The organism is Streptomyces sp. NPDC046870, from assembly GCF_040704595.1.
In the GTDB taxonomy this organism is placed as follows: Bacteria; Actinomycetota; Actinomycetes; order Streptomycetales; family Streptomycetaceae; genus Streptomyces; species Streptomyces argyrophylli.
Window position 1 is genome coordinate 101,699 of the sequence record NZ_JBEYXM010000021.1, and the last position, 20,880, is coordinate 122,578.

A 20,880-nucleotide genomic window follows, 5' to 3' on the forward strand; every position below is an offset into this window, starting at 1 on the left:
ACCGCACCACACCGGAGGGTTCGCCCGCGGGCCCTCCGGCCCTTTTCCGGGATTTCCCCCTGAGACCGAGGAGTGACGCCCATGGGCACGTTCTCCGATCACCAGCCGATGTTCGTCGAAGTGGAGACGACGACCTACTGCAACCGCCGCTGCGACTACTGTCCGAACAGCATTTTCGACCGCGGACTGAGGCAGAACGAGGTCCGCATGCCGGAGGACCTTTTCCACAAGATCGTCTCCGATCTCGGCCGCAACAATTTCTGCAACCAGTTCAGCCCGCACAACTACGGGGAGCCGCTGGCCGACCCGCGGATGCCCGACCTGCTGCGGCTGGCGCGCAAGGAGATGCCGCTCGCCCGGATCGCGCTGTACACCAACGGCGACTTCCTGACGCTCGACCTCTTCCACGAGCTGGGCAAGTCGGTCGACGCCTTCGTCGTCACCCAGCACGGCGAGAAGATGCCCCGCGGCGTGCGGGAGATCATGGACCGCTACGACGGGAGCCCGCCCCGCCTGCGGTACAAGACGGCCCAGCAGATCAAGGCCAACGCCTCCAACCGGGCCGGCCTGATACCCCTCCAGGTGCAGCGCCGCAAGTCGTGCGGCGTCGTGATGAACGAACTGCACATCAACGCCCACGGCCAGCTCATCCTGTGCTGCGAGGACTACCTCGCGCAGAAGGTGTTCGGCAACATCAAGGACATGTCCGTCGAAGAGGCGTGGACGATGCCCGAACGGATGCGGGTGCACCGCGGGAACGTGCGCGGTGAATTCGCCATGGAACAGTGCCGCTCCTGTGGCTTCGGCCGGTTCTGACGGCACCGAACCCCCCGGCCGGTACCGCGGATACGTGACTTGTCCGGCCACGCCCCGCGCAAAAGGATGGTGACCGGATTCCGGCAGGGTGCCGGAACGGCATCTTTCGGAAATTCTGGGGGTGGCGCAGTTGAATCCGCCGTGGGAGCACACCGACCAAGGCGTCGTACTGCCCGACCATGCCGCACACCGCGTCCTGGTGACGTTCACCTATCCGATCGCGCTGCCCGCCAACAGCAGCACGGCGCTGTTCCGCGTCGACCTGCGCACCGGCGCGGCGGACCCCGTACCCATCGATCCGGACGGCGAGGTGGCGTGGGCGACGGGCCTGGCCACCTCGGGCGACAGGGTCTTCGTGCTCTACTGCGTGAACCGTGAGTTCCGGGTCTCGGTGCTGTCCCTGGAGTCCCTGGAACTGCTGTCGTCCCACCGGCTGCCGGAGGTGCGCGACGGCCACTCGCTGCTCCATCACGACGGGGCGCTGCTCGTCGTCTCCTCGGGCACCGACGAGGTTCTCGCCTACGACGACCGGCCGGAGGGCCTGGTCCCTCGCGGGGCCGTGTGGCGGGCCAGTGCCGAGGGGCGTGACACCCACCACCTCAACTCCCTGGCCCGCCACGGGAATTCGGTGCTGGTATCGGGCTTCGGCCCGCGCGCCTCCAAGCTGTGGGCGAGCGCCGAGAACGGGTACGTCCGGGACATCACCCGGGACGAGGTCGTCGTCAAGGACGTCTACCACCCGCACACCGTGTCCGTCCACGACGGGGAGCTGTACTGGTGCGAGTCGCACCACGCCCGGGTCGTGAGCCGGTCCGGCCGGACGGCCGGGACCGACGGCTACCCGCGCGGCCTCGGCTGGCTCGCGCCGCAGCTCGCCTGTGTCGGCACCAGCCAGGGCCGGAAGGTGTCGAAGAGCACCGGTCAGGTCGCCAACCCCTCGGACCCGGGCATGCCCCGCGGCCGGTGCGGGCTCACCATCGCCGACCTGGCGGCCGGCCGTACGCTCGGCTTCATCGACCTGGGCGCACTCGGCCCGGAGATCTACGACGTGCTGCCCCTGCCGTCATGAGGGTGCTGATCCTCGGGGGCACCGAGTTCGTGGGGCGGGCGCTCGCCCAGGAGGCGCGGGCGCGCGGCGCCCGGGTCACGGTGTTCCACCGGGGGCGGCACGCGCCGCCGCCCGGGGTGGCCGCGCTGCACGGGGACCGGACCGGCGAGAACGGTCTCGCCGCGCTGGCCGACGGCACGTGGGACGTGGTCGTGGACACCTGGTCGGGCAGCCCGGCGGCGGTCCGCGACACCGCCCGGCTGCTGGCGGACCGGGCCGGGCGGTACGTGTACGTCTCCAGCCGCTCGGTCTACGCCTACCCGGCGCCGGCCGGGGCGGACGAGAGCGCGCCGGTGGTGGACGCGTCCCCCGACGACGGCGCCGACGTGAGCTACGCGCGCGCCAAGCGGGGCGGGGAACTGGCGGCCCTCCAGGCCTTCGGCGACCGGGCCCTGCTGGTGCGGGCGGGGCTGATCCTCGGCCCCTACGAGAACACCGGCCGCCTGCCGTGGTGGCTGGGCCGGACGGCCCGCGGCGGCCCGGTGCTGGCCCCGGGGCCGCGGGACCTGCCGCTCCAGTACGTCGACCCGCGCGACCTCGCCGCCTGGACACTGGACGCCGCGGCGGCCGGGCTCGGCGGCGCCTACAACCTGGTGAGCCCGCCCGGGCACACCACCATGGGCGATCTGCTGGACGCCTGCGTCGCCGTCACCGGCGGCACCGCCGACCTGAGGTGGACCGCCCCGGAGACGGTGCTGGCCGCCGGCATCCGGCCGTGGACCGAGCTGCCGGTCTGGCTCCCGCCGGGCGAGCGGTACGACGCCCTGCACACCGCCGACGCCTCCCGTGCCCTCGCCACCGGGCTGCGCTGCCGTCCGGTGGCCCGGACCGTCGCCGACACCTGGACCTGGCTGCGCTCGCTGGGCGGTGTCCCGCCGCACCGCCCGGACCGCCCGCCGATGGGCCTGCCCCCGGACAAGGAGACGGCGGCCCTGCGCCTGGCCGGGTGACGGACCCGCGCGTGCCCCGGGGCCGTGGTGCGGGGGGAAGTCGGCGCATGGCGTCGTGCGGCAGGGGTGGGGTCTCAGGGCAGGGCCTGGCGGGCGGCCGCGCCGGCCGCCCGGGTCCGGGCCGGGACCGGGAGCACGCGGAGGGTGCCCCGCCGGTAGCGGCGGCGGGTGTCCGCGACCCGTACCTTGCCGCTGGTGGTCACCGGCAGTTCGCCGGCGGGCACGAGGGCCACGGTGGTGACGTACAGGTCGAGGGCGTCGGCGAGGCGCCGCCTGATCTCGTGTACGACGGCGGGAGTCGGTGCCGCCGCGTCCTCGCCGACCTCGGCGACCAGGCAGACCTGCGGCGTGTCCCGGCCGTCCGGCCCGGGTGCCTCGACGGTGAACACGGCACAGCGGCCCGGCCGCAGCCGCGGGACGGTGGCGCACACGGCGAGCACGTCGGCGGCGTAGAACTTCCTCCCGTGGTGCACGAGGGTGTCGTCCGCGCGGCCGAGCACGAACAGGTGCCCGCGCAGCAGGAAGCCCGTGTCCCCGGTGGCGTGCCAGGCACCCGGGCCGCCTCCTGCGGCGCTCGCGGTGTCCGGCCAGTAGCCGCTGAAGAGTTGCGGTCCCTGAACGAGGATGTCCCCGACCGTCCCGTCCGGCGCCGTCCCCCCGTCGGCCGTGCGCACCGTGACACGGGTCCGGGGCAGCGTCCGTCCCGAGGACAGCAGGGTGACGGTGGGCGCGGCGGGGTCCGCGTCCGGCCCCACCTGCACGGCGGTGCCGCGGCGCAGGTCGTCGCGGCGGACGGTCAGCTCGGCGGACGGTGCCCAGGGCGTGGCGGCGGTGACGGTGAGCGTGGCCTCCGCCATGCCGTAGGAGGGGCAGAGGGCGTCGGCCCGGAAACCGGCCGGGGTGAATCGGGCCGTGAAGTCGGCCGCCGTGTCGGCACGGACGACCTCGCCCGCGTTGCGTGCCACCCGCCAGGACGACAGGTCGAAGGTCCCGGCCGCCGCCGGCGTGATCCGGCGTACGCAGTGCCGGTAGCCGAAGTCGGGTGCGCTGGAGAGCGTGCCGCGGCAGTGGGTGAGGGCGGCGAGCCAGGCGCCGGGGTCGCGGACGAAGGCACGCGGTGACAGCAGGACGGACTCGTAGCCCGTGTACAGGGGCCGGAAGAGGCCGGTGACCAGGCCCATGTCGTGGTGGAGCGGCACCCAGGTCACCGCCGTGTCGTCGAGTCGTTCCCGGTAGGCCAGGGCGGACTGGGCGCACTGGGCGGCCAGGGCCCGGTGGCTGATGACCACGCCCTTGGGAGTGCCCGTCGAGCCGGAGGTGTACTGGAGCAGGGCGATGCCGGGGCGCGGACCCGACCGGACACCGGGCGCCGGTTCCGGGTCGGCCGTGGACAGGGCCTCCCAGGTGTGCGCGGGCGGCCCGCAGGCCCCGCGCAGTGCCCGGTGGAGTGCGGGCGTCCAGGCGTCCGTGGTGACGACCAGGCCGGGACGGCAGTCGGCGACGATGCCGCGGAGCCGTTCCTCGAAGGCGCCCTGCCGTACCGCGTCGGGCGTGGGGGCGGGCACCGGGACCAGTCCGACGGCCAGCGCGGCGAGCAGGGTGGCGGTGAAGGACAGGTCGTTGGGCAGGGCGAGGACGACCCGGTCGCCGGCCCGGGCGCCGCGGGCCGCGAGGCCGGCCGCGACACGGTCGACGAGCCCGGCGAGTGCCCCGAAGGTCAGGCGCTGCCGGGCCGCTCCGTCCTGCCAGACGGTCACCGCGAAGGCGTCGGGCCGGGCGCGGGCGTGCTGCCGCAGCCAGTCGTACGCGGTCACCACCGGGCCCGGCGGGGCGCCGGTCACCGGCGTGGCCGGCCCGGTCCGGCCGGGGCGTGCAGTACCGCCCGCCGGATCTTGCCGCTCGGGGTGCGCGGCAGGGACCCGGACGGGCCCAGGGCGATGCGCGGGGCGGGCACACCGAGCCGCCGGGCGGCGTCCCGGATGCCGGTGACGATGTCGTCCGGGGGTCCCGGAACCGTCTCCACGTGGCACACCGGGTCCGCGCCGCCGACCACGGCCACGTCGCAGACGCCGGGCAGCAGCCGGATCTCGTACTCCAGCCGGGCCTCGTCGCGCTGCCCCTCGTCCCCGGCGCGGCCCACGACGTGCAGATAGCCGTCGTCGTCCAGGAAGCCCAGGTCCCCTGTGTCCAGCAGGGGTTCGCCGGGACGCTCGCGGTCCGCGGCGCGCAGCCGGGCGTGGATCGTGCCGACGGTCCCCGACGGCACCGGCCGCCCCGCGTCCCGGATCTCGATGCCGATCCCGGGCAGGGGCCGGCCCACGGACCCGGGATGGCGCAGCCACTCTTCGGTGGTGATCTCCGTCAGAGTGCTCCGGGACGTGCCGTAGTACTCGTGCAGCACGGGCCCGAGCAGGGCGATGGCCTCCCGTTTGCGCTGCGGCGGGCAGGCGGCGCCGCCGTGGAAGAGGGCGCGCAGCGGATGGCGGGGCCGGGCGCCGGCGGCCAGGACGTCCAGCAGCAGGTCGAGGCTGAGCATGGCACTGTCGGCTCCGTGCCGGTCGATCAGTTCCGCGAAGCCGCCCGGCGACCAGGCGCGCTGGACGACGACGGCACTGCCGGCCTGGAGCGCGTACAGGGCGGGCCCCAAGGTGCCCAGGTGGAAGGTGGGGTTGGCCATCAGGTGCGGACCCAGGCCGGTTCCGGCGGCGTACCGGGGGCTGACGGCCACGCCCTTGTAGGGGCGCCACGGCCGGGCCCGGGGCACGGCCTGCGGGTCCCCGGTGGTGCCCGAGGTGGCGAACGCGAGGTACCCGGCGCGCGCCGCGGCGGCGGGAGCGGTGGAGCGCGGCGCGGCCCCCGAGGCGAGTTCGTCGTCGGTGACGGTGGGGCAGGGCAGCGCCGGGCCGCCCTCGGCCGGCCGGGCGGTGATGTGCAGCGCGGTGTCCATGCCGCTCAGCAGCGCGGGCCCGAACGGCGCGGCGACCAGGCGGCCGTCGACCGGGAAGAGGCCGTAGCCGTACCGCAGCGCCGTCAGGGCGAGCGCGAAGAAGCGCGGGCCGCTGGGGATGTCGGTGGCGAGGACGGCGCCGTCCGCGAGGCCCCGGGCGCGCAGGCCCAGGCAGAGGTCGTCGGCGCGCCGGACGAGTTCGGCGAAGGTGTACGTCTCGTCGTCCGCGACGACGGCGAGCCGCCCGGGCCGCTCCTGGGCCGTCGCCCAGGGGTTCCACAGGTAGGGACGCACGGCGGCCTCACGCCTCCCGGGCCGGCGCGGTGGCCGCGGCGAGCGCGCCGGCCAGCTCCGCGAAGTCCGCGGTGTTCACCACGGGTTCGGTGTCCAGCGCGACGCCCAGCCGTTCTTCGAGGAGGGTCACGAGTTCGACGGCGGCGATGGAGTCCCCGCCGAGGGAGAAGAAGTTGTCGCCCGGCTCGACGGGGTGTCCGAACACCGTGGTCGCGGCGGTCAGGACGTGGGCGAGCAGGCCGTCGTGGCAGGTGTTCATGGGGTCCTCGGGGTGCTCGGGGTGCTCGGGGTCTCGGCGGGTGCGACCGCCGTGCGGACCATGCGGTCCAGGAGGGCCTGGGCCAGGGGGCGCCCGACGCGCCGCCCGTCGAAGACCAGGTCGACGAGGACCCGGTCCCGGTACTCGTTGCACCTCAGGTGCAGGGCCGAGGACGTGCCGAAGGTGATCCTGCGCAGCGGGTAGGCGTCGGCGGTGACCCGCAGCGGTCCGGACCGCTCGGTGGGCCGGTAGGGGCCGTCGAACCGGCGCAGGTTGACGTGGACGTCCCGGCGGAGCGGATCGGCGCCGTCGGCGGCGGACTCCGCGGCGAGCGCGGACAGCTCGCTCGCCGGGATCTGCTGGTACCGCAGCGCGTCGAGCATCCGGCGCCGTACCTCGACGAGGACGTCGGGCAGGTCCGCGCCCGCGGCGCGGACGGCGAGCGGGCTGACGCCGGCGAACATGCCGACCACGTCGCGCTCGGCGGTCTGCCGCGAGTCCATGGACGTCCAAACGGTCACCCGGTCCGCGCCGGCGCACGCCGACAGCGCCCTGACGAACGAGGCCACGAGCAGTTGCATCGCGGTGCACCGCAGCCGCTCGCAGGCCCGGTGGAAGGCGACGGCGTCCTCGCCCGCGAGCTGCGCGTGCACGGTTCCGTCCGAGGTCGGCTCCGCGTGCCCGGGCCGGTTCCAGGCGGTGCGGGCGGCGAACTCCAGCCGCTCGCGCCAGCTCTCCCGGGCCCGGTCCAGGTGCCCGGCGCCGTACCGGCCGCGCTGGCGCAGCGCGGCCTCGGCGAAGGAGGGGGCGGCGAGGGGTGGGGAGCCGCCGGCGAGCAGCGTCCGGTAGTCGCGCCAGGTCTCCCGGGCGAACAGTTCGTGCGCGCGGCCGTCGAAGACGACGTTCTGGAAGGTGGCCAGGAAGGCGTGGTGGTCGTCGGCGTAGCGCAGCAGCCGGAAGGTGTACGGCCGCTCCCCGTCGGCCCAGGGGGCGAGGAAGTCGCGTGAGTGCAGTGCCGACGCGTACGTCGTGAACTGCCGCTCGGAGGCGGCCGTCACGCTCTGGTGGAGCACGATCCGCTCCCCCGGGGCGAGGGGCCTGACGCGCTGGGCGGGGGCGTCGGCACCGGGCCGGGCGACGAGGTCCATGCGGAGCGCGTCGTGCCGTGCCACGAAGCCGTGGACGGCCTCGGTGAAGGCGTCCGGGTCGAACGGGCCGCGGATCTCGTAGGAGAGCCGCACATTGCGGCGGGCCCGGGTGGAGCGGCGGATGTTGGCGTGGTACCACTCCTGTTCGTACGTGAGCGGCACGATCCGCTCGCGCGGGTCACCGGGGGTCAGGTCAGGCACAGGAACTCCCCTCCGGCGGCTTTGAGTTCGGCGGGCGATCCGGCCTCCACGACCTTGCCGTCCCGGACGACCACGACGTGGTCGGCGCGCTCCAGCACGGTGAGGCGGTGGGCGATGACGACGGCGGTGATGCCCGCGTTCAGCAGATTGTCGAAGATCTCCTCCTCCAGCTGCGGGTCGAGCGCGCTGGTCGCCTCGTCCAGCACCAGAAGCCGGGGGCGGCGCGCCAGCGCCCGGGCCAGGATGATGCGCTGGCGCTGACCGCCCGACAGCCCGTGTCCGCCCGGGCCCACCAGGGTGTCGTAGCCCATCGGGAGGGCGGCGATCTCCTCGTGGACGCAGGCCGCCTTGACCGCTCTGATCAGGTCGGCCTGGTCCGGCTCCCCGGCACCGAAGGCGATGTTCTCCCGGATGGTGCCGCTGAAGAGGTGGGCGTTCTGGTTGACGTACCCGATCTGCCGGCGGTAGCCGGGCCGGTCCAGGTCCGCGAGATCGGTGCCGTCGACGGTGATGGTCCCCGACGTCGGGAGGTACAGCCCCGCCAGCAGCATGCCGAGGGTGGACTTGCCCGATCCCGAGCGGCCGACGACGGCGACGAACTGCCCGGGGCGGATGTCCAGTTCGACTCCGGACAGGGCGGGGGACGGGGCTCCCCGGTAGCGGAAGGAGACGCCCTCGGCGGTGATCGCGGCGGCCTCCCCGGCCGGCGCGGGGGCGGGCGTGCCCGCCGCGCGCGGCTCCGGCTCGGCCTGGAGGACGTCGTCGAGCCGCGCCAGGGTGGGCCGGACGGAGGCGAGCTGGGAGACCGCGGCGAACATGCCTTCCAGCGGGGCGAACAGCGCGGTCGTCAGGGCCATGAAGGCGAGCGTGGAGCCGAGGGAGTCGTGTCCGTCCAGGACCCGCCAGGTGCCGGCGAGGAGCACCACGACGGGTGCGCCGAACTGGACGGTCCGGCCCACCGCGGTGAACGCCGCGAGGCTGCGGCGTGCGCGCAGCCGCTTGTTGACCTCGCGGACCAGGGCGTGCGACCAGCGTTCGACGGCCTCGCCCTCGACCCCGGCGGCCTTGAGCGTGGTGATGCTCTCCAGCATCTCCACCAGTTCGTTCTGCGCCCTGGTCTGCTGCTCCAGGACCTCGTGGTTCAGCGCGGTCTGCCGGCGCCAGGTGACCGCGGTCAGCCCGGCCTGGACGGCGATCAGCCCGATGACCAGGGCGGCCAGGACCGGGTTGGCGAGGACGATCGCCGCCAGGTAGACGACGATCAGGACGCTGTCGAACACGGCGGAGACGGCGGTGACGCTCAGGACCTGGTTCAGGGTGCTGCTGGTGCGCACCCGCATCGCCAGGTCGCCGGCGTTGTGCACGGTGAAGTAGTCGTACGGCAGCGAGGCGAGGTGCTCCATGACGCCCCAGGTGAGCTGTTTCTCCACCAGGGCCTGGCGTTTGATCAGCAGGAGCGATCTGGTCAGTTGCAGGGCGAGGAACAGCACGACGAGCGTGCCCAGTCCGACCGTGATCAGCCACAGTTCGGAGTGGAGCCTGCCCGGGAGCACGTGTCCCACGAGCCGGCTGATGGTGAGGGGCAGGACGAACTCGAACGCCATCAGGGCCAGGGAGGCGGCGGCGATGCCCCGCAGCTCCCCGGGACCGGGCCTGAGGTGGCGCAGACGGGCCCACGGCCCCGTGGTTCCCGGGCGGCGGGCCCGCGCGGCGCGCTCCAGCGGCGGCTCGAACTCCAGGGCCACCCCGGTGAACGCCTCGCCGACGGTGGCCCAGGCCAGCCTGCGCCGACCGTGCGCCGGGTCGACGATGTCCACGTGGTCCGCGGTCGCCGCTTCGAGCACGACGAAGTGACTGAAGTTCCAGAAGAGGATGGAGCCGGCGGGCAGGTGTCGCAGCCCGGCGAGATCCGTCCGCACCCCGCGTCCCTTGAGCCCGAACTCCCGGGCGATCTCCAGCAGCGTCCGGGCCGACGCGCCGTTGCGCCCCGAGTCCGCCCGGGCCCGGACCGCCTCCAGTTCGGCCTCGACGCCATGGTGGCGCAGGGTCATGACCAGGCAGGCCGGACCGCAGTCGCTGACCTGGGTCTGGAAGCAGACAGGCACCCGGGGGCGGCGTCCTTCGCGCAGCCGCCCGAGCAGCGAGCGTCCCAGGGCCAGGAGGCTCCTCCTGGGCCGTGGCGTCAGATCGTGCCCGAGCGCCGGGCCGAGGCCGCGGTGCCCGTGGCGGTGCTCGACGGCCTCGGAGCGGAAGCGTGCTGTGTTGGTCATCCCGTCAGTCCTCACCCGACGGGGTGACGCCGGCGTCGGCCGGCGTCACCCTTCATGTGGTGCCGGCTCAGATGCAGGCCGCGTCGGTGTGCACGGTGCCGCCACCCACGATGTCGTCCAGCTCCTCGTCGGTCAGAGCGGCGATGTTGATCTGGTTGTTCTCCATTTTTCTTTCCTTTCACGAGAGGACGGTGGACGCCTTTTGCAGTCCATCGCGAAATGAACCCTAACAGCCCCGCGGAACCGCCAACAAGAGAAATCCGGAGAATTTTTGAATCAATATCTGGAAATGCAAAACGGCATCCCGAAATCACAGACCGGACGCACCTTTAATCATCAGGCGTGCGCGATCTGCTTTCGGGATGCCTTTTGCTTTTCGATAGGGATCTCTACGGCTTTTTCGCCGCCAGCTCGGTGAGTGACAGCGCGGACCGGGGCCCGGGTGCCGCGGCCAGCCGGGCCCGCCTCGCGCGGTGGACCAGTTCCTCGGGGTCCAGACCGGCCAGCCGGGCGCGGACGTGGGCGAGCACCTCCGCGGCCGAGGCGACGATCGCCTCGTCGTCCACCGGGCGCGGGGCCAGGCCCAGGCCCTCCAGGGACAGCGACTGCAGGCTGCGGCACAGGTCCGTCAGGGCGATCTCCCGGATGGTCAGGGAGAGGTGCGCCGACAGCCCCTCGTCGCCGGTGGCCTGGTGGGCGAAGCCGCGTGGCAGGTACAGGACGTCGCCGGGCCCGACGGTGGTCCGCAGGACCTGGGCGGGGGGGCGTTCGCGGCCGACGCTCCCAGGGCCCCAGTGCCCGTCGGCCGGCCCCTCGTGCACCTGCCACTCCTTGCGGCCGGCGACCTGGACGACCAGGACGTCCGCGTCGTCGCGGTGCAGCGGCAGCCCCTGGTGCCCGGCCGGCGTGACGAAGAAGAACGCCTCCACCGGGCGCTGCAGCTCCTCCGCCAGTTCGGCCAGCACGGCACCGGTGGGCCGGTGCCACTGGTCGAGGCAGCGCAGCAGCAGGGTCGCGCCGTCGTCGAGCAGTGCCCGGATCTTCGCCTCGTCGGCGAAGCCGCGGTGCACCGAGCGGTTGACGGTCCGGGCGGACGTGTAGGAGTCGGCCCCGAGCGGCTGCTCGGCGTTCGTCATCTCGATGTAGGGCTCACGGAGGAAACCGCTGGCCAGGGCCTCGTCGACGTCCTGGAGCCCGAACGGGCTGCGGCCCCCGCCGGGCGGCCGGAAGACGGCTGGCCGGCGCCGCCAGTACGAGGTGAAGAAGGTGTCGGGGTCACCGACCCACCGGGCGAGTGTCGGTGCGTGCACCGGGGCCTCCTCATCGGGTTCTCCAGCACGCGGCGCACAGCGGACCTTCGGGCCGGTCCGGCGGGGAGCACCGCGGATGTCCGTCATCGTGCCGGGCCGGAGGCCGGCCCCACAGTCCCGAGAACACGGGACACCGGGCCCGCTCCTCAGGCGTCCTGGAGGCCTCTGACGGTGCTGTGCGACTCTTCGAGCCGGAGGGCGAGAACGACCAGTTGGGTACGGTTCGCGGCACCCACTTTCGCCCGGATCCTGCGGATGTAGGTGTCGACCGTGTGCCTGCTGATGCCCAGACCGCGCGCGATGGCGTCGTAGGTGCCACCGCTGGGAAGCCGCCTGAGGATCTCCAGCTCGCGCGGGCTGAGGGGCTGGGTGTGCTCGTCACCCGCCGTCTGCGTGATGTTCATCGACTCCCCTTTCGCCGGGTTCCTGCGGAATCCGGTATGCAGCGACGAAGTAAAGCGAAGCAGGAGCTGATCAACGGCTGATCGGTCGCGCACTGGACGGCCGATAAACGACGGTTCGACAGGCAGGCCGGCGGTGGGTGCCGACGGCCGTGCTTGACCGGCCTTCCGGGGTATGACATAACCTTCCCGCCGGGTGACAGGGTAGTTTTCACGTGCGTTCCTCTCCCCCGGCGGAATTCCTGGTTCCGCACTGCCGGAAATCTCACACCCCTCGAAGGGAAGAGCAGTGGAATGCGGGTGCCGGCCCTTCGTCCCCCTCGCCCGGTTCGCGGGCCCGGCCGGCGGCAAGGCCGCGGGACTGCGGCGTCTGCTGACGGCGGGACTGCCGGTCCCGGACACCTGGGTGATCACCCACGACCTCCTGGAGCGGACCTCGGACGGATGCCTGCTGGCCGGGGCCCGGTTCCTGGCGGACACCGCCCTGCGCGGCGCCCCGGCGGTGGTGCGCAGTTCGGCCGAGAACGAGGACGTGCCGCTGGCGACCGGGGCCGGGGTGTACCGCAGCCATCTGGACCGGCGCACCCCGGAGGAGATCGTGGCGGCCGTCCGGTGGGTGCGCGCCGCGCGGGCGGACGCGGACGCGCGGGCCTACCGCAGGATGCGCCGCACCGGCGGCAGCCGGGTGCACGTGCTGGTGCAGCGCATGATCGGCTGCCGGACCTGGGGGGTGCTCTACACCCGCGACCCGGTGTCGGACGAGCCGGGGATGCTGGTGGAGTCGAGCCGGGGCGTGAGCGTTCCCGTGGTCGCCGGGCTGGGCTGCGAGGAGTCCTATGCCCTGCCGCCGGCCGCGGCGGGGGGTGCCGGACCGTCGTCCTGGGAGCTGGACGGCCGCCCGCTGCCGGAACTGCTGTGGCGGCTGGGCGGCGTGCTGGAGCGGGAGTTCGGCGGCCCCCTGGACGTGGAGTGGGGCGAGGACGGGCAGCGCCTGTGGGTGTTCCAGGCCCGCCCGCTCACCCCCGCGAGCCCGGTGCCGGCGGCTCGGAACCGCCCGCGACCGCCCGCGACGGCGCTGCGGGTCACTCCCGTCAGCCGCGGGTACGCACTCGGGGTGCCGGTACCGGCGTCCCCGGGACCGCGTCCGGGCGCGATCGTACGGCTTCCCGTCCTGCCGACGGCCGGTGAACTGGAAGGGCTGCGGCGGGCAGCGGGGCTGCTCGTCCAGGCGGGCAACGTCCTCTCCCACGCCGGGGCCCTGTGCCGGGAGGCAGGGCTGCCGGTCGCGCTCGCTCCGGGCGGGTCGCCGGGCGACTGGGCGGGGCCGGTGCTGCTGGACGCGGTGGCCGGTGTGGTGGCACCGCTGTCGGCGCTGCCGTCGCACGAGCGGGAGGCGGCGGTCGCGGCCGTCCAGTTCCGCGCCGGACTCCGGCCGGAACCGGACGGCGGACCGCCGTACCCGCCGTCGCTGCGCGCCGGCCGGCGCCGTCAGTCGGTGGCGCACCGCCGGCCCCCCGCCACGACACCGCGCCGGGCGGCCGGACGGACCGAACTCTGGCTGGCGGAGCGGCACATGTCCGCTTTCGCCGGGAACCGCGCCCTGCTGCTGTCGGTCGCCGGCGGCTCCCGGGTCCGCTTCGTCGGCCGCGCGGGCGGCACGGGCGTGGAGGTGGGGGTGCCGTCCCGGCGAGCCGGTGGCGCGCTGCTGGACCGGCTCGGTTTCCGGCCGGTCCGCCGTACCGGGACGCCGGCCGCCCGGCACGGGGGGACGGGCCGGTGACCCCTCGGGTGGTGATGGTCTCCGACTGCACGGACGTGGCGGCGGCCGAACTGTACCTGGCCGTGGACCGGGCCGTGCGGGAGACCGACCCTTCCGTGTCGGTGCAGATCGGTCCGCTGGTCCCCGTGCGGCCGTACTCGATCCTCCACACGGCGTTCCTCACCCGGCTGCTCGCGGAGTCGGCCGCCCCGGGAACCGTTCTGATGGTGGTGGTCAACAGCCGGCCGGAACGCACCGAGCGCCTCGTCGGCCGTACCGGACACGGTGACCTGTTCTTCGCCGGGGCGAACACCGGTGCCCTGGGCTGGCTCACGGCGGACCTGGGCGTGCGCGAGTGCTACGAGCTGACCGACCCGGGCTTCGTGCCCTTCGGCGGCAAGTTCGTCCACGCGCCGGCCGTCGGCGCGCTGGCGGCCGGAACTCCCCTGGCACGGCTGGGACTTCCCTTCCCGGCGGACCGCATCCGCCGCCTGCTGCCACAGGAGGGGACCGTCGTCCACGTCGACAACTTCGGCAACGCCAAGTTCCCGCTCGCAGCCGGCGCGTTGCGGTTCGGCGACCGGTTGCGCGTGCGCATAGGCGGCCATGTCCTGGACGCGGTCTACTGGGAGCGGATGATGGACCTGGCCGACGGCACCTGGGTGGTCTACCCGGGCAGTTCGCTGGGGCTGCACGAGCTGGGTCAGGTCCGCTCGGCGGGACTGCACGGTCTCGGCTGCGCGGTGGGCGACCGGGTCAGGGTCGACGTCTCACGCCCTTGCTCCGGCGCGCCGCCTGGCACATCATCGCCGTAAAGGTCTTTTATACAAGTCTCTTTTCGCTAACGAAGGCGTGGTAGCTTACCCGCCAACTACGCATATCACTTCGGCAACCACCCGCTAGGAGCCGACCGAATGATTGGCCTGCCCTCGACCAGTGCGTCGCTCCATTTCTCGCTACTGGGTGAAGTCAGGGCATACCGCGGCGAAACAGAGCTGCGCGTGGGCAGCCCTCAGCAGCAGGCCATGCTCGCCGTGCTGCTGCTGCGCGTCGGGCAGACGGCCACGGCCACCGACCTGCTCAGCGGTCTGTGGGGGGACGATGGCCCCCGCTCGGCCATCACCACTTTGCGGACCTACGCATGGCGGCTGCGGAAGGCACTGGAGAAGGACAGCAAGACGCCGCAAGTCCTGTTATCTCTGGGTGACGGCTACCGGCTGGATCTCACCGGTTGCACGGCTGATTTCCTCAAGGCCGAGGAACTGGCCCACGAGGCCAGGCGATTGCGGCAGTCCGGCGATGTCGAGGGCGCGTTCCAGCGGCTGGAGCAGACGCTGGCGTTGTGGCGCGGGACCCCGCTGACGGCCGTCCCGGGTCCGTTCGCCGAGCGCGAGCGGGAACGTTTCGAGGAGTTCCGGCTGCGCCTTCAGGAAGAGCGGATCGACGCGGCGCTGGCCATGGCCCGCGGTCCTGAGCACACCGCGGAACTCGTCTCGCTCGTGCAGGCGCATCCGCTGCGCGAGCGGCTCGTCGGGCTGCTGATGCGCGCCCACTACCAGTCCGCACGGCAGGCGGAGGCGCTGGCCGCCTACCGGCGTACCCGTCAACTGCTCATCGACGAACTCGGCATCGAACCCGGTCCCGAGCTGAAGGCGCTGCACGACGGCATCCTCCGGGGCAGCCTGAACGAACAGCCCGCCGCACCGGTCAGGACCGTCACGCTCCACCCGCCGGCCACGGCGGCCACCGCCACGACCAACATCGACGCCGACACCGACACCGTTGTCGGGACCCCCGAGGAGGAGACCGGCCCTGCCAACGTGGGCCTGGTGCCCGTCCCGGCCGGGGACGCGGCCGCCGTGCGCTTCCGGCCGCCGGCCCCCGTACCCGCCCAGCTCCCGCCGGGCCCTTCCGACTTCACCGGCAGGGCGCACTCGACGGTGACCCTGTGCTCGGCGCTGAACGTGCCGACCCGGACCAGCCTGCCCATCGTCGCCATGGTCGGCATGGGCGGCGTGGGCAAGACCTCCCTCGCCCTGCACGTGGCCCACCAGGTCAGGGACTTCTACCCGGACGGCCAGCTCTACGCCGATCTGCGGGGCGCCGGGGAACCGGCCGCCCCCGAGGCGGTGCTGGCCGGATTCCTGACGGCCCTCGGACTGGCGCCCGTCGCGATCCCCGAGGGGGTGGAGGCCCGGGCGGCCCTGTTCCGGACGATGACCGACCGGCGTCGCATCCTCGTCGTACTCGACGACGCCCGGGACGCCGCGCAGGTCCGCCCGCTGCTGCCCGGAACGGCCATGTGTGGGGTGCTGATCACCAGCCGCACCCGGCTGGCGGGGCTCCCCGCGGCCGTACAGACCGAACTGCCGCCGTTCTCCACCGACGAGGCACTGGACCTGCTGGCCCTGATGATCGGCCGGGAGCGGGTGGACACCGAACGCGACAGCGCGGTCACGCTGGTCTCCCAGTGCTCCCTGCTGCCGCTCGCCGTGCGGATCGTCGCCACCCGGCTGGCCGCCCGGCCGAGCTGGTCGATCGCCTCGATCGTCCAGCGCCTCGCCGACGAGCACCGGCGCATCGACGAGCTCAAGGTCGGGGAACTCACCGTCGACGCGGTCTTCGAGGTGGGCTACCGGCAGCTCACCGTCGAACAGGCCCGGGTCCTGCAACTGGTGTCCACCGTGGAGACCTCCAGCCTCTCCGCGAACGCCGCGTCCGCGCTGCTCGGCGTCGGCCCGCCGGAGGCGGAGGAACTCCTCGAAGGCCTCGTGGACGTCGGCATGCTCCAGTCCCCGGCCCCCGGGGTCTACCGGTTGCACGATCTGCTGCGGGCCTTCGCACGGCGCAAGGTCACCGATGACATCCTGACCCTGCTGCGCCCGCTGGTGGCCTTCCAACTGGCGTCGGCGCTCTCCGCGTTCGAGAACGTGGTCGCCGGTGACCCGGTACGCGGCGCGCTCCAGCCGCGCGAGGCCACCGGGCTGCGCTTCACCTCGGTGGAGCAGGCGCGGGCGTGGGCCATGGCCGAAGGCGAGAGCGCACTGCTGCTGGCCGGCCAGATAGCCGGCGTCGTCCTGTCCCGGCCCGCCCACGAGGCGGACGGCCACCGGCCCGGCGGCGACCTGCTGCGCTCGGCCGTCTCCCTGTGCATCGCCCTCAGCCCGTTCCGGACGGACCTGCACAGCTGTGACTGGGCCGGGGTGTTCCGTCTGTTCAGCGCGGCCGCCGCGCACTGCGACGACCTGACGGCCGAGGCCCGCGCGCACTTCCTGAGCGGCAACAACGCCCTGGCCACGTGCCAGCTCGCCGAGGCGGAGCGCGAGACAACGTTGGCGATCCGGCAGTGCCAGGCCACCGACGACGTCGTCATCCAGCGGCAGGCTCTCAACGACCTCGGTCTGGTACGGCAGTTGCAGGGCCGCTACGAGGAGGCGATCGCCTGCTTCGACGAGGCCGTCACCCTGGCCCGGCAACTCGGCCACCGCTCCGGCGAGGCGACCTCCGTGATCAACAGTGCCCTGGTGCGGGTCTACAACGGGCAGCCGGCGGAAGCCGTCGAGATCTGCGACCGGGTGCTGCGCGACCGGCTCGCCGACCACGACAGCGCGAGCATCGCCTACGCCCAGTACGTACTGGGATTCGCCCATCACACCCTGGAGGACTTCACCACGGCCGTCGGGCACTACGAGTCGTCCCTGGCCATGTCGACGCTGCTGGGCCTGCGCAGGCACGAGGCCAACGCCCGCTACCGGCTGGCGAAGACGCTGCTCGCCGTCGGATCGCTGCAACGCGCCTTCGAGGAGGCGTCCGCCGCGGCCGTCCTGTGCGAGAGCATCGGCGACACCCGGAACCAGGCGCAGGCCCTGCTGGTGCTGAGCGCGCTGCACGAGCGGCTCGGTGACCCGCGCGAGGCGGAGGGGTCACGGACCCGGGCGCAGGAGATGTTCGCCCGGCTGGGGCTGGCGCCCGACGGCAAGGCCCCGGCCGGCCCGGAGAGCATGTCTCCCGCGGCCGGCCGGGGCGCCCCGGGCGTGACCGGGACCGGGGTGGTCACCTCAGCTCGATAACCTCCCGGGCAGGGGAGGGTCGAAGGGGACTTGCCGTGCGGCGGCGGCCTGCCCGCGCCGCTGCACCGCACGCCAGGGGCTGCGGGAGGCGACGACGAACAGGCTCGCCCCCCGGGCGGCGGAGTCGGGGTCCACGAGCAGTTCCTTCTCCATGTTCAGCACCCGACGGAAGACGGCTCCGTCGCTCAGGTACTCCTCGGTCGAGGGCGCGCCGCTCGCCGCTCCCAGGCGCGTGTCCGGCAGCACCAGGCTCGGGAAGCCGACCAGCAGATCGACGGTCAGTCCGGCGGCGTAGTGGATCGCCCGGATCTCGCCCGGCGTGAACAGGTGCCGGTAGGGCTCCGCGGCACGCACCCAGCGTTCACCGGTCAGGCTGACCTCGGCGTCCTCGACCCGCCCGGCGGCCAGGTCGAGGGAGGCCGCGTACCAGCGGCTGGGCAGGAACGAGGCCATCACCCCGTTCTCCGTCAGGAGCGTGGCGAGCGAGCGCACCACGGCGGCGGGGTCGTCCACGAAGCCGAGCACATGGTGGGTGTTGAGGATGAGGTCGAACCGGCGGTGGCCGAAGTGCTCGGCGGCCGTCTCCACCCTCCCCAGTCCGTGCGTCACCCGGTCCGCGTAGCCGTGCCGCGCGCTGCGGCCCTCGGCCAGCGTCAGCATCTCGGGCGTCATGTCGTACAGCACGCCGGTGGCGTCCGGTCGCTCGATCGCGACGCGGCAGCTCCACTTGCCGGTGCCTCCGCCGGGCTCCAGGAAGGAGAATCCCGGGGGCAGCCGTGTGAGCACGGACTGCTCCAGCGCCGTCCACAGCAGCTCGTCGCTCAGCTCACCGAAGAACCCTCTTCCTCGCTCGTCATAACTCCTCGCCTTCTCCGCGAAGTACTCCTGGACGTCGACGGCTTCCCTTGTTGTCATCCCGCACTCAGACCCTTCGCCGCCTCGTCAGGCGAGACGGCGTCCACATGGTTGGTTTCCGGTCGGCAAGATCACGGGTGCGTACACCAGCGGCTGTCGGTACGGGATGGCTGCGGGTCCGGCACGGACGGCCTCCCCCACTCCCCTCACCTCCCGGTCGGCAACGCGGTCCGTGGTCGGCGGAACCACTTTAGACACTTCGCATCGACGCCGCGTCAACAGCCGATCTCCTCGGCCGTCGATCGCCCGGGTTCCGCCAGTTCGGCGGCTTCCTGGACGTGGATCGCGGTGAGTGTGGGAATCCGGTAGCAGTCGTCGGCGTCCGCGGACCCCCCGAGATGCTCGATGAGGTAGACGTCCGCGAGATCCTCCAGCAGCTTCCCGGCCCTGCCGCGGTCGACACCCAGCACCCGGGAGGCGGACCTCGCGTGGAACGGGCCCGCGACGGTGCGGGCGAGCGCGAGCAGCAGCGTCCGGTGTTCCGCGGGCAACTGGCACAGAGCGGCCTGGATGCCGGTGCGCACGCTCAGCTCGCCGTACACGAGTTCGTCGAGCCGGCGCCGGGGGTCGGCCAGCCGGGCCGCCATGGTCTCCAGCGACCAGTACGGACGGCCCGCCATCCGCGCGCCGACGATCCGCAGCGCCATCGGCAGGCCGCCCGTCAGCTCGGCGATGCGGTGCGCCGCCGCGGGCTCGGCGCGCACCCGCTCCCATCCGGCGGTGGCGCCCAGCAGTTCCAGGGACTCGGCCTCGTCCAGCGGCCCGAGCTGCACCAGTACGGCTCCCGGCGGGACGGCGGCCCGGCGGCGGGAGGTGAGCAGGACACCGCAGGACGAGCCGCCCGGCAGCAGGGGACGGATCTGCGCCTGGGTGGCGATGTGGTCGAGGAACACCAGCACCCGCCGGTCGGCCAGCAGGCTCCGGTAGAGCGCGGCGCGCTCCTCGGTCCCGGCCGGTATGTCCGTGGCGGGCACGCCCAGGGCCAGCAGGAAGCGCCGCAGAATCCGGTCGGGCGGTGCCGCGTAGGCGCTGCCGCCCAGGTCGGCGAAGAGCTGCCCGTCCGGGAAGTGACTGTGCGACAGCTCGTGCGCCACCCGCAGGGCGGTGACCGTCTTGCCCGTTCCCGACGCCCCGGCCAGGCACACGACGGGCACGTGCCGGCCGTCGCCCCGGCCGGTGACACAGGCCTCCGTGACGAGCGCCAGCGTCTTGCGCCGTCCGACGAAGTCCCCGAGGCCGGGCAGGAGTTGCCGGGGTACGGCCGTCCGGGTCACGGTCTCGGTCACCATCGTGGTGCCCGGCCAGTCCAGGGCGGGGTCGCGGGCGAGGATACGCGCCTCCAGCCGGGCCATCTCCTCGCTCGGCTCCAGCCCGAGCTGTTCCACGAACTCGCGTCGTCCATGCCGGCAGACGTCCAGCGCCTCTGCCGTACGCCCCGACCGGTGCAGCGCCCGGACGAGCTGGAGCCGTGGCAGTTCGCGCAGCGGATGGCGGGCCACCCGCTCGGTCAGCTCACCGATCACCTCGCTGTGCCGGCCGAGCGCGAGGTTCCATTCGATGCAGTGGTCCATGGCGCGCTGGAACTCCTCGTCCAGGTGCACCACCCGGCTCTGGATCACCTCGCTGTCCACGTCCGCGCAGCCGGGGCCCTTCCAGTGGGCGAGCGCCTGCCGCATCAGGGAGATGGCCTCCTCGTAGCGGCCCCGGCGCGCCAGTTCCGCCGCCTTCGCCGAGGACGTCCGGAACAGCTGGAGGTCGACCTGGTCGAAGGGAACCCGCAGCAGGTACCCGCCGGGCAGGGTCTCGATGGGGGTCTGCGCGCCCATCCGGGCCAGCAGGCGGCGCAGCGCCGACACGCAGGTGTGCACCTGGTTGCGGGCGGTGTCCGGCGGCCGTGCGGACCAGATGGCCTCGATCAGCGTCTCCGGCGACACCACCCGGTCGGCGGACAGCAGCAGGGCCGCGAGGACCACCCGCTGCCGGCGCGAGGCCACATGGACACGCTGGGTCCCCCGTACGACGGCGACCGGCCCCAGCACTTCGAAGAAGACCTCCTGCGGATCGCGCACCGGCTGGGGTCCGTCCGGCGCGCCCGGCCGGACGGCCGTGGCGCTCTCCGGTGACCGGGCCCTTCCGTCGGGGCCGGTACGGTCCCCCCGGGAGGCGCGTACACCGGTCTCACCGCCCGGGTGGTGCATGAGCATGGCTTCGCCCCCGTCCACCGTCACTGGTTCCTCCGCATGACCTGACCGGAGACCAACGGTGGCAAAGGCGGTTCGACAGGCGCTCAATCCCCGATGACCGCCGATGTACACGTGATGAGCGGGCCGGGCGGGCCGGGTGCGCGCGACCGGATCACGGTCCCGCGGCACCCGGCCGCGTCCCGCCCTGCCGGGACGGACCGGGTCGCGGCCCGGCCCCGGCACGGCCGC

Annotated in this window: 15 protein-coding genes; 6 read left to right on the top strand and 9 right to left on the bottom strand. The window is 73.4% G+C overall.

The genetic code is table 11. The annotated features are described in order from the left end of the window. Window positions 1–81: 81 nt before the first annotated feature. From AB0946_RS32105 to AB0946_RS32115, 3 genes are all read left to right on the top strand, one after another. Entirely contained in the window at window positions 82–816 is a 735-nt protein-coding gene (locus tag AB0946_RS32105; protein ID WP_366764185.1) for a radical SAM/SPASM domain-containing protein, read from the top strand. 121 nt (window positions 817–937) lie between these two features. Further along, entirely contained in the window at window positions 938–1,885 is a 948-nt protein-coding gene (locus AB0946_RS32110; RefSeq protein WP_366764186.1) for a DUF4915 domain-containing protein, read from the top strand. Further along, window positions 1,882–2,874, top strand: coding sequence for an NAD-dependent epimerase/dehydratase family protein (locus tag AB0946_RS32115; RefSeq protein WP_366764187.1), 993 nt, complete (start codon window positions 1,882–1,884; stop codon window positions 2,872–2,874). Before AB0946_RS32110 ends, AB0946_RS32115 begins: the two co-directional genes overlap by 4 nt. Window positions 2,875–2,948: 74 nt before the next feature. Here AB0946_RS32115 and AB0946_RS32120 read toward each other — a convergent pair whose 3' ends face one another. The 7 genes from AB0946_RS32120 to AB0946_RS32150 form a co-directional block, all read right to left on the bottom strand. After that, window positions 2,949–4,715 carry an AMP-binding protein gene (locus AB0946_RS32120; RefSeq protein WP_366764188.1) on the bottom strand — a complete coding sequence of 589 codons (1,767 nt, stop codon included), beginning with the start codon at window positions 4,713–4,715 and terminating at the stop codon, window positions 2,949–2,951. Further along, window positions 4,712–6,115 (bottom strand): AMP-binding protein, encoded by a 1,404-nt coding sequence (locus AB0946_RS32125; protein WP_366764189.1) that lies wholly within the window; start codon window positions 6,113–6,115, stop codon window positions 4,712–4,714. Before AB0946_RS32125 ends, AB0946_RS32120 begins: the two co-directional genes overlap by 4 nt. A gap of 7 nt (window positions 6,116–6,122) precedes the next feature. Continuing rightward, complete coding sequence (locus AB0946_RS32130) at window positions 6,123–6,374, bottom strand: acyl carrier protein (RefSeq protein ID WP_366764190.1); 252 nt, start codon at window positions 6,372–6,374, stop codon at window positions 6,123–6,125. Then, the gene (locus AB0946_RS32135) at window positions 6,371–7,723 is read right to left on the bottom strand and encodes a condensation domain-containing protein (RefSeq protein ID WP_366764191.1); all 1,353 of its coding nucleotides are present in this window, start codon (window positions 7,721–7,723) and stop codon (window positions 6,371–6,373) included. Before AB0946_RS32135 ends, AB0946_RS32130 begins: the two co-directional genes overlap by 4 nt. Next, the gene (locus tag AB0946_RS32140; protein WP_366764192.1) at window positions 7,711–9,993 is read right to left on the bottom strand and encodes a peptidase domain-containing ABC transporter; all 2,283 of its coding nucleotides are present in this window, start codon (window positions 9,991–9,993) and stop codon (window positions 7,711–7,713) included. The genes AB0946_RS32135 and AB0946_RS32140 overlap by 13 nt, the downstream gene beginning before the upstream one ends. A 389-nt stretch (window positions 9,994–10,382) precedes the next feature. Continuing rightward, the gene (locus AB0946_RS32145) at window positions 10,383–11,303 is read right to left on the bottom strand and encodes a cupin domain-containing protein (RefSeq protein ID WP_366764193.1); all 921 of its coding nucleotides are present in this window, start codon (window positions 11,301–11,303) and stop codon (window positions 10,383–10,385) included. Between the two features lie 146 nt (window positions 11,304–11,449). Further along, window positions 11,450–11,707, bottom strand: coding sequence for a helix-turn-helix transcriptional regulator (locus tag AB0946_RS32150; RefSeq protein ID WP_366764194.1), 258 nt, complete (start codon window positions 11,705–11,707; stop codon window positions 11,450–11,452). A gap of 286 nt (window positions 11,708–11,993) precedes the next feature. Between AB0946_RS32150 and AB0946_RS32155 the strand changes: the two genes are divergently transcribed. The 3 genes from AB0946_RS32155 to AB0946_RS32165 all read left to right on the top strand — a co-directional run bounded on the left by AB0946_RS32155 (window position 11,994) and on the right by AB0946_RS32165 (window position 17,533). Continuing rightward, the gene (locus tag AB0946_RS32155; RefSeq protein ID WP_366764195.1) at window positions 11,994–13,484 is read left to right on the top strand and encodes a PEP/pyruvate-binding domain-containing protein; all 1,491 of its coding nucleotides are present in this window, start codon (window positions 11,994–11,996) and stop codon (window positions 13,482–13,484) included. Beyond that, window positions 13,481–14,278 carry an SAM-dependent chlorinase/fluorinase gene (locus AB0946_RS32160; RefSeq protein WP_366764196.1) on the top strand — a complete coding sequence of 266 codons (798 nt, stop codon included), beginning with the start codon at window positions 13,481–13,483 and terminating at the stop codon, window positions 14,276–14,278. The genes AB0946_RS32155 and AB0946_RS32160 overlap by 4 nt, the downstream gene beginning before the upstream one ends. A gap of 186 nt (window positions 14,279–14,464) precedes the next feature. Next, window positions 14,465–17,533: a BTAD domain-containing putative transcriptional regulator gene (locus tag AB0946_RS32165; protein ID WP_366764198.1), complete on the top strand. Its 3,069-nt coding sequence runs from the start codon at window positions 14,465–14,467 to the stop codon at window positions 17,531–17,533. Here AB0946_RS32165 and AB0946_RS32170 read toward each other — a convergent pair. Further along, the gene (locus AB0946_RS32170; RefSeq protein WP_366764199.1) at window positions 17,522–18,448 is read right to left on the bottom strand and encodes a methyltransferase domain-containing protein; all 927 of its coding nucleotides are present in this window, start codon (window positions 18,446–18,448) and stop codon (window positions 17,522–17,524) included. The two genes, AB0946_RS32165 and AB0946_RS32170, sit on opposite strands and share 12 nt — an antisense overlap. Before the next feature lie 215 nt (window positions 18,449–18,663). After that, the gene (locus tag AB0946_RS32175; RefSeq protein WP_366764200.1) at window positions 18,664–20,670 is read right to left on the bottom strand and encodes a BTAD domain-containing putative transcriptional regulator; all 2,007 of its coding nucleotides are present in this window, start codon (window positions 20,668–20,670) and stop codon (window positions 18,664–18,666) included. Between the last annotated feature and the right edge of the window lie 210 nt (window positions 20,671–20,880).